Source organism: Bacillus sp. 123MFChir2, assembly GCF_000383235.1.
In the GTDB taxonomy this organism is placed as follows: Bacteria; Bacillota; Bacilli; order Bacillales; family Bacillaceae_G; genus Bacillus_A.
On record NZ_KB910997.1, the window covers coordinates 1 to 8,691 of the forward strand.

An 8,691-nucleotide genomic window follows, 5' to 3' on the forward strand; every position below is an offset into this window, starting at 1 on the left:
AAGTGTATGACCCTGCGACGGACTCTTGGTCAACTACAACGTCTATGCCTGTTGCTCTCTCAGGAGGAGGAACAGTAGCGTTTAACAATAAAATATATGTAGTTGGTGGTTATTCATACATGCAACCAATAAGTACAGTGCAAGAGTTTGATCCGGCGACTCATACATGGTCTAGAAAGAAAGATATGCCTTATGCGTTACATCATGTTGGAGTAACTGTGCTTAATGATAAAATTTATGCTGTAGGTGGAGGGGTCCATTCAGCTAGATATAATTATCTACAAGAATTTGATCCTAACACTAATACTTGGACCAATAAAGCGGGTATGAAGGTTGCGCGAGATGTCCTAAGTGTATCAGCATTGAATGGGAAAATATATGCCATAGGTGGATCAGCTGTGAGAGAAGTTGTGAAAACTGTCGAGACATATGATCCATCGACAAATACTTGGTCGCAGGCAGCAGATTTAAATGCGGCAAGATGGGGTTCTATTTCAATTACAATGGATAATAAAATTTATGTAATTGGTGGAGGCGCTTTCCAATCTAAAACAATACCTGTCAACAGTATAGAAGTTTTTTCTGAAACAGCTTCTTCGAATTGGGAATTTATTGGTGATGAAGAAGCTATAAAGTAAGAGTTCTACCAACTAAGGAGAAGCATACATATGCTCTTATCCTTATCAAGTAGGCAGTATAAAAAGGACTAAGCAACCATCGAGATTCGATATTCTATCGGAATTCGATGGTTGAGTCGTTTTTGAAACTGTGTATAGTTATAAAATACGTTGTTCAAAATGGAGTGTTTTTAAAAATCTCTCTATATAATATAGATTTTTTAGGAATTTAATAACATGCAACAAATTAAATGTTCGTTACCAATTTAATTATTTGAGAAAAATATTGTGAAATCGTCCTAGCAGAAGGAACAAACATAGAGATTTTATGTTTTATTGAAGACAAATACGGCACACAAGCAACTATTGTTAAAACTAATAAACAAGTTAGTACAGGTGTTTTTAACCATGTTTATTCTAAAACATTAGAAGATTCTTTACAAATAATTGTTCTTTTAATTGAAAAAGAGATTAAAGATGATGATTGAGTAAAGAAAAAGGAGTTAATACAAGATAACTAAGTAAAATGTATTTTAGGAAAGAGGTTTATTGATGAGCCGTATTGTTAAACAAACGGGTCCAACATGTGGGATTTATGCTTTTATAAATGGGATAAACAATATAAATTCAGATAAAAAGATATCTAAAGAAAAAGCTGATAAATTACTTTATCAGCTTTTAGATAACAATCTTATAAAAGAACGAAGAAATGGTATTACTGGAATAACTTTTGTAGGAGAATTTTTTGATTTTGAATTGTTTGTGCAATTCCTTAAAGTTAATATTGATAATTTTAAGGAAAACATTTCTTATAGAAACATTAAATACAGCATTAACATAAAAAATATTAACTACTTAGAGAATGACAGTGTAATTGAAGAGATACGAAGCAAAAAATCCTTTGTATTATTTAGTATTGCTGCACCTCTCAAGGCCCGAGAATTACTCCCTGCCTTAAAAGGTTATAGAGTTTCGCATTGGGTCACTATATGTGATTATGACGATGAGAAATTCAAGTTTATTATTACAGATAGTGCTGGCGGAAAGATTAAAAGGTATTCATTCGAAGAGCTACGCAAACAAAATAACAAATTAAAAGGAAAAAAATTTTATTGGGCTAATTACAAGCGTGACAAACGTTCTACGTCAAAAAAAGATAAGATAGAACAATTACTCGAAAAACAATTAAAAAATAAAAATGATTTCTTAAACAAAAAAATTCTTAAAGATACAATAAACCATACAGCCGGAAAAATAATAATAGTTCAAAAGATAGAAGGGTGAATTAAATTATTTTTACATATTTCGAGATCAGCTTTCTCTATGAATTTTTTCAGAAAGGAAAGCGGATGTTCTATTTTTTAAAGGTATTGTTCTTTTGACTTTAAAATGTTGTTACTTTCCGATACTCAATTTGGCGGAGACTGGGAATCATGCTAAATTTCATTAATAAACTGAAAGAACTTGTTTTGATCAATCTTTATACAAAACGAGTTCTTTTTGTATATGGTTAAATAAATGTTTAAAGCCTTTTTCTAATCAATTATTATTCCAACCTAACATTTGGCCATATATTTTAGGACACTATACGGTTAAAATGTTTGAAATTTGTCCATATTCTTAATGTAAGTAAATTAAGGAGGTAAGCTATTGTCCAAAAATCTAATGAAAAGTAGGTTATATGGTTTGCATCCTCAAAAAGTAGGAACTCCATTTGTAGAATCATTATTGAGTTATTTAATTAGGTTAGCAGAATCACATGCTGTATATTTAGGTGATTTATTAGCTTATGAGATAGCTCCTATGTTAGAAAAAGAGTATTTGTTAAATAGTATAGATAGAGGTGGAAATCGTTTCTATGACGGTGCTAGAACTATTAATGGTACCGAAAAGAATGCTAATGATATGGTGGCTACTTTAGAGAAACTTACAGGAGTAGAAAAGTTAGAGGAATTGACTCTTGTGGAATTTAAAGGGGTTTTTCCAGTTCGAAAATTATTAAGGAAAAGTTTAGCTTGGTGTCCTAAATGCTTAGGTGAGTTAAGGATGACAGATTCTTCGTATTACCCACTAATTTGGAGCTTTACAGCTTACAATGTATGTACAAATCATAAAATTGATTTAGAACAAAAGTGTCCTACTTGCAATAAATCAATTCCATTCTTACATCGAAAGAGTAGGATTGGAGTATGCCCCTACTGTCAGTCACAATTGCTTCAATTATTAAGTAATCCGCATTGTATAGATCCAAAAAGCTATTATATTTCTCAAAGTATAGAAAGTTTTTTTGATGAAGTAAGTATAGAACAAAAGTTGAACCTTAACACGCTATATGAAAATTTGTCGTCTATTCTTTATAACAATTTTGAAGGAAACATTCAAAGTTTAGCAAATTATATAGGTGTCCCTAAAACGACTGTATGGGGATGGATAAATAAAGAAGTTACTCCACCGCTAAATAGCATCTTAGATATGGCTTATACTTTAAATATTTCAGCAAAAGCATTGTATATAGAGCAGAATAAAATAGAGATAAAATCTAATGTAATAACTAAAGATATAAGTAAAGTAGCGGAAGCGAGAGATAGATGTACAGTTAGTAATGAAGAAGTTGCTGTATATTTATATGAGATACAAAAGCAACACCTTTGTGTAAAAACAATAAGTGATATTGCTAAGGATTTAAAATGTAGTACAAAATTTCTTTATACTAATTTCCCAGAATGTTGTAAGAAGATTTCAGAGCGTAATCATCAAATAAGAACTCAAGAAAAGTCCCTTCAGATATCCTCTTTAAAAGAACAGATAAAAGAAATCTGTCATGCCTGTTTTTTACAAAATATTTTTCCTACTAGAAAACTAATAGAGCGTGAATTAAATTTACCATGTCTTTTTAAAAATCGTCAGATGAAAGAATATTTTTATCAAGTACGTTTAGAATTCGAAAAGCAATTCAGTGTTTATAAGGAGGCATTGTATGCTACAAGAACGCGAGTTTATTAATTGGTGCAAGGAAAATGAGTTGTCTGTTAAAGCTCAAGAGCTAATTAATGATATTAGAATTTCCCCACCTAGTAGAAAAGTTCAAAGTGGACGTGGAAATGTACCGGGTTTTTATTCAAGTAGAAAAATGGGTATGACTATTCAATTTGAAAGTCATAGAGTTGAGTTAAATGCAATATATAAAATGGAATATGATTCTTCAGTCTTAGAATATTATGATCAACCTAATAAAGTTTTTTTAGAATATATGTCTAAGAATAATCGCAAAGTCTCGGTTAGTTCTACTCCAGATTTTTTTGTTATAAGAGAGAATGGAGCTGGGTGGGAAGAGTGGAAACAAGAAGAGGAACTTTTAAAATTAAGTGAACAATCTCCTAATAGATATGTTAAAGATGCAGAAGGAAATTGGAGATGTCCACCAGGAGAAAAATTTGCAGAAAAATTCGGATTGAAATTTTATTTGAGAAGTTCTAAAGGAATTAATTGGAAATTTTCTAGAAATATTCAAGTTTTAGAGGACTATATGAATGTCCCAAAACATTTAGAAGTGGAAGAAGAGAAAAAAATTTTAATGAAAGACATTGTATCCTCGAAATACGGTATTACCATTGAAGAAGTTTTACAATCTTATAATAGTTTAACCATAGATGATATTTATAACATGATTGCTCAAGGTGATATTTATGTTAATTTATACGAATGCATTTTGGTAGAGCATCATGAAGTTTCAATGTTTTTAACTAAAGAATTAGCACATATATATGAAACAGCTTTTTCTCGAAGTGAAGATAATGAGGCTTCACATGTTATCAAATCTAATATTTTAAAACAAGGTAGTAAGTTAATATGGGATGGAAAAATGTACACAGTCATGAACATAGGGAATACTATCATCTCTTTGGTAGATGAGGAAGATGCTTTAGTGGATATATCTCAGAAAAATTTAAAGTTCCTTAATGATAAAGGAAATATTCAGTTTATAGAGCCCATCGAATGTATAGAAGAACAAGGAGAATATAAACAAGCATTATTAGAAGGTGCTTCTCCGCAGGAGATTGAGGAAGCCTATTGTCGTTATAAATTTTTGAAAGAAAATAGTGAGGGAACTATAAGTGCCGAGTATAGTAATAGAACTATACGCAGATGGAAAAGGGCATTTGAAGAAGCTGAAAAGTTATATGGAAATGGCTTTTTAGGTCTGCTTCCACAAAAAAAGAATAGAGGAAATAGAGCATCTAAAATCGATTATGCTGTTCAGGATTTAATGAAAGAAGTTATAGAAAAGCATCATCATAATATTAAGCAACTGAATGTAAAAGCGGTATATAGTTTATTAGAAGAGGAATGTGAAAATAAAGGTTTTAGTTCCCCTAGTTATGTAACTTTTACGAAATACGTTAATAGTTATTCAAGTTATGAAACAGTGAAAAGTAGAAAAGGCAAAAGGGCTGCCTATTCAAAGGAACACTGGTATATAGAGATACATACTCCAAAGCATGGTGATAGGCCATTTGAAATTGCACATATTGATCATACAGAGCTAGATATTGAACTTGTCTTAATGAATGGCAAGGAAAAGATTACTCGTAGACCTTACCTTACTTTGCTAATGGATGCATATTGTAGAAGAACTTTAGCACATTACATTACTTTTGACTCACCTAGTTATCGTTCAATTATGATGGTTTTAAGAGAATGTGTTCGAAGGAATGGACAATTACCTAAGAATCTTGTTGTTGACGGAGGAAAGGAATTTCATAGTTTATATTTCGATGTCCTGTGTGCACAACATAGAATTAACAAAAAGGAGAGGCCAGCTGCGAAAGCTCGTTTTGGGAGTGTTATAGAACGCCTATTTGGAACGACTAATACTTCATTTATACACAATTTACAAGGTAATACTCAATTAACAAAAGAAGTAAGGTTGATGACCAAAAGTACAAATCCTAAAAATTCTGCTATTTGGACGTTAGAGAAATTAAATAAGCTATTTTATGAATGGATTGATCACTATGAAAATACAATACATGCTGGCTTAGGAACGACACCTCAGAAGCAATATGATATAGGAATTGCGATAGGAGGAAAGAGGGAAATGAATTTTATTTCATATGATCAAAATTTTATTTTATCTACTTTGCCGCCTACACCTAGGGGAAAAGGTTTAGTACAACCAGGAAAAGGTGTTGTATTTAATAATGTATGGTACTGGAATGAGGAGTTTAAAAATCCGAAAATTGAAAAAACAAAAATTGATTTAAAATATGATCCTTTTAATGTAGGTATTTTATATGCATATGTAAATAAGAAATGGGTTAAATGTATATCAGAATACTATTATCTCCTTGATGGGAAAACACATAAACAATTACAAATTATCACTGAGGAAATCAGATATAAATTGAATATTAAAGGAAGGGTACCTCTTAAACAAATAGCGGCTTTTATACCAACAATTGAAGGTCATGAGAAGGTAATGAATCAAGCTATTATTGAACAGGAAAATCAAAAATCTCGTGATGTGTTAGAAGAAGAGGTATTAGAAATTGATATGAAAGTTCCTAAAGTGTTGTCTAATTTAAAGAAAATAAATATTGATGATATACCCAATTTTAAGGTTGTAGAAAGCTAAGAAATAATGAAAAGAAAGGTGAGAGCCTTGGCGAGAGAACATCTTATATTAGCAGACGAGCAAACTATAGATGGGAAGATTCAAAAGTTTAAACGGGTGAGGATTATTCATCCTAAAATGAAACAAGTAATGTCTGAATTGAAGTCACTGATAAATAGCCCTTCTGGAAACGAGATTATTATGGTGCTGGGCCCTTCTGGTGTTGGTAAATCAACGCTTATACATGAGTTAAAGAAATCGATTATAAATGAGTTAATGGGTGAATTAGAAAGAGATAAATCTATTCTCCCATTTGTATCTGTAGAACTAATCTCTCCAGATAGTGGGGTTTTTAACTGGAAAGATTTTTATGTACGTGTACTACAAGCTATGGAGGAACCATTGATTGATAAGAAAATTATTTATGAAGATGAAGTTGGAATAAAAAAGAAAATGAGAGTTCGAGAGGGAAGCTATTTCACTTCTCCAGAGTTACGAAGGTCTTTAGAAAATGCTTTTTACTATCGTAAACCTAAAGTGTTTATTATTGATGAGGCCCAACATTTTATTAAAGTTCCATCAGCAAGAAAATACTTAGATCAATTAGATTCTCTTAAATCTTTATCCAACTTAACGAAGGTACCACAAATATTAGTGGGTACATATGAACTGAAAAATTTTGTTAATTTAAATGGTCAGTTAGCAAGAAGAACTATAGATATTCAATTTCCTAGGTATGATTTATCTAATGAGAAAGACTTTATTAATTTTTTAGGAATTATTAAAGGATTATTAGAATGTCTTCCGATAGAAAATAATCCTGATTTATTAGAATATTGGGATTTTTTTGTATGAGAGAACGATAGGCTGTATAGGGATATTAAAGGATTGGCTGACAAGATCATTAAAATTAGCTTTAGAAAAGAAGGAGTATGTATTAGAAATTGAGCATTTGAGGCAAACAGCAATGTCTATAAATAAAATCTCTAAGCTTGTGGAAGAAGTTTCACAAGGAGAGGCCTGCTTTATGGAAGATCAAGAAAAAATATTAGATGTGAGAGTAAAATTAGGTATTGATAACGAAAAGGTAAAAAATAAAAAGACTGTAAGGAAAGGAAATGTAGGAGTTAGAAATCCTAAAAGGGATAAAGTGGGTGAAGTGGAAGATGGATATTGATTATAACATTAAAGTGTTCAAAGAAAGTCAGTATGAGGAGCTATTTCCAAAGAGAAGTGAATTTTATGGATTAGAACCTATGGGTAAAGGAACTGCATATTTAGAATGCCTAACTAGTTATATGTGTAGGTTAGCTTATAGCCATAACATTAAAGTATCTACATTGATAAAAGCAAAAGTTTATCCAGCCTTAAATATATACCCTTCTTTAACGAAGGAGCATGAAAGTAAAATAAAAAAAATTAATAGAGGGTAAATATGTTAATGGTATAGGTGTAACTACAAGAGAATATGTAAGGATTCTTGAAAATCTTACGCAGAGGAATGATTTAAATGGTTTAACCATGTTAAATTGGTCCTCAATTTTTAATAAATTATTTTTAATCCATAAGTATAAACGATGGTGTCCATTGTGTTTGAATACATGGAAAGAAAAAAAACAGATTATTTATGAACCATTAATCTGGTGTTTAAGGGATTTGTCAATTTGTAATATTCACAAAATAAAATTACAGGAAGAATGTTCAAGTTGTAAACAAACAGTTCCTTACTTGACTGGAGATATGCAGTCGGGATATTGTCCTTTTTGTAAGGAGTTTCTTGGGAATAATGATTTATCTCAAAAGATTAACGATAAACAAATTATTGAATTAGAAGAGAAAACTTTTAATAGCTATTCACAATTAATCAGCAGTAATTTTTCAACCACAATAACTCCTCTACGTAATTCTGTCAGCCACTTTTTTGGAAGAATAATAAATGAGAACTCGAAAATTTCTATTGCAAATTTTGCGAGACAACTGAACTTTAATAGGGTACGAGTTAACAACTGGTTCCATTATGGAATACTACCGTCTATGCAGTTTTGGGGACAGGTTTGTGAAATCCTCGATGTACCGTTGAATGTCTTGCTTATAGAAAATGTTGATTTAGGAAAGTTACAACCATTACTACAAAAAAGAGAGTATGAATATAAGGAGACAAAGCAATTAACTAAAAACAATCATGATTTTGCACTCACATCCCTTACATGAAAATGGGTTTATCACACCTAAAACCTTTCTATACTGAATAATAATGATGGATAGCCGAGTACGTATTTCTTTATGGTGGGTAAAACCCTGACCTAAAAACTGTAAGAGAGAGATTGGTGCACATCCCTTTGTTGACAGAAGTTCCTTCGTCTGATCACGTACAGAAAAATGTTGATTTTCCGTTTCTCTCTACTATCCATCTCATTTCAATTTAGGGAGGATATATTATGGATACATTACACACACATT

Annotated in this window: 8 protein-coding genes; all 8 read left to right on the forward strand. The window is 31.3% G+C overall.

From position 1 onward, the window contains the following. Window positions 1–638: Kelch repeat-containing protein (locus H280_RS24165; protein ID WP_020063255.1), on the forward strand; the 638-nt coding region annotated here is incomplete at its 5' end. 531 nt (window positions 639–1,169) lie between these two features. After that, a complete protein-coding gene (locus H280_RS0121955; RefSeq protein ID WP_020063256.1) occupies window positions 1,170–1,901 on the forward strand; it encodes a hypothetical protein in 732 nt (243 codons plus the stop codon). Window positions 1,902–2,267: 366 nt separating this feature from the next. Then, on the forward strand, window positions 2,268–3,620 hold the full coding sequence (locus H280_RS0121960; RefSeq protein WP_020063257.1) for a TniQ family protein: 1,353 nt from the start codon (window positions 2,268–2,270) through the stop codon (window positions 3,618–3,620). Further along, the gene (locus H280_RS0121965) at window positions 3,595–6,252 is read left to right on the forward strand and encodes a TnsA endonuclease N-terminal domain-containing protein (protein ID WP_020063258.1); all 2,658 of its coding nucleotides are present in this window, start codon (window positions 3,595–3,597) and stop codon (window positions 6,250–6,252) included. The genes H280_RS0121960 and H280_RS0121965 overlap by 26 nt, the downstream gene beginning before the upstream one ends. A gap of 27 nt (window positions 6,253–6,279) precedes the next feature. After that, window positions 6,280–7,086: a TniB family NTP-binding protein gene (locus H280_RS24170; RefSeq protein ID WP_231401807.1), complete on the forward strand. Its 807-nt coding sequence runs from the start codon at window positions 6,280–6,282 to the stop codon at window positions 7,084–7,086. Further along, entirely contained in the window at window positions 7,079–7,408 is a 330-nt protein-coding gene (locus H280_RS26670; protein ID WP_231401808.1) for a hypothetical protein, read from the forward strand. Before H280_RS24170 ends, H280_RS26670 begins: the two co-directional genes overlap by 8 nt. Continuing rightward, complete coding sequence (locus H280_RS24520) at window positions 7,398–7,664, forward strand: hypothetical protein (RefSeq protein WP_020665322.1); 267 nt, start codon at window positions 7,398–7,400, stop codon at window positions 7,662–7,664. The genes H280_RS26670 and H280_RS24520 overlap by 11 nt, the downstream gene beginning before the upstream one ends. A gap of 88 nt (window positions 7,665–7,752) precedes the next feature. Beyond that, window positions 7,753–8,442, forward strand: coding sequence for a TniQ family protein (locus H280_RS24525; protein ID WP_081625719.1), 690 nt, complete (start codon window positions 7,753–7,755; stop codon window positions 8,440–8,442). The last annotated feature ends 249 nt before the right edge of the window (window positions 8,443–8,691 follow it).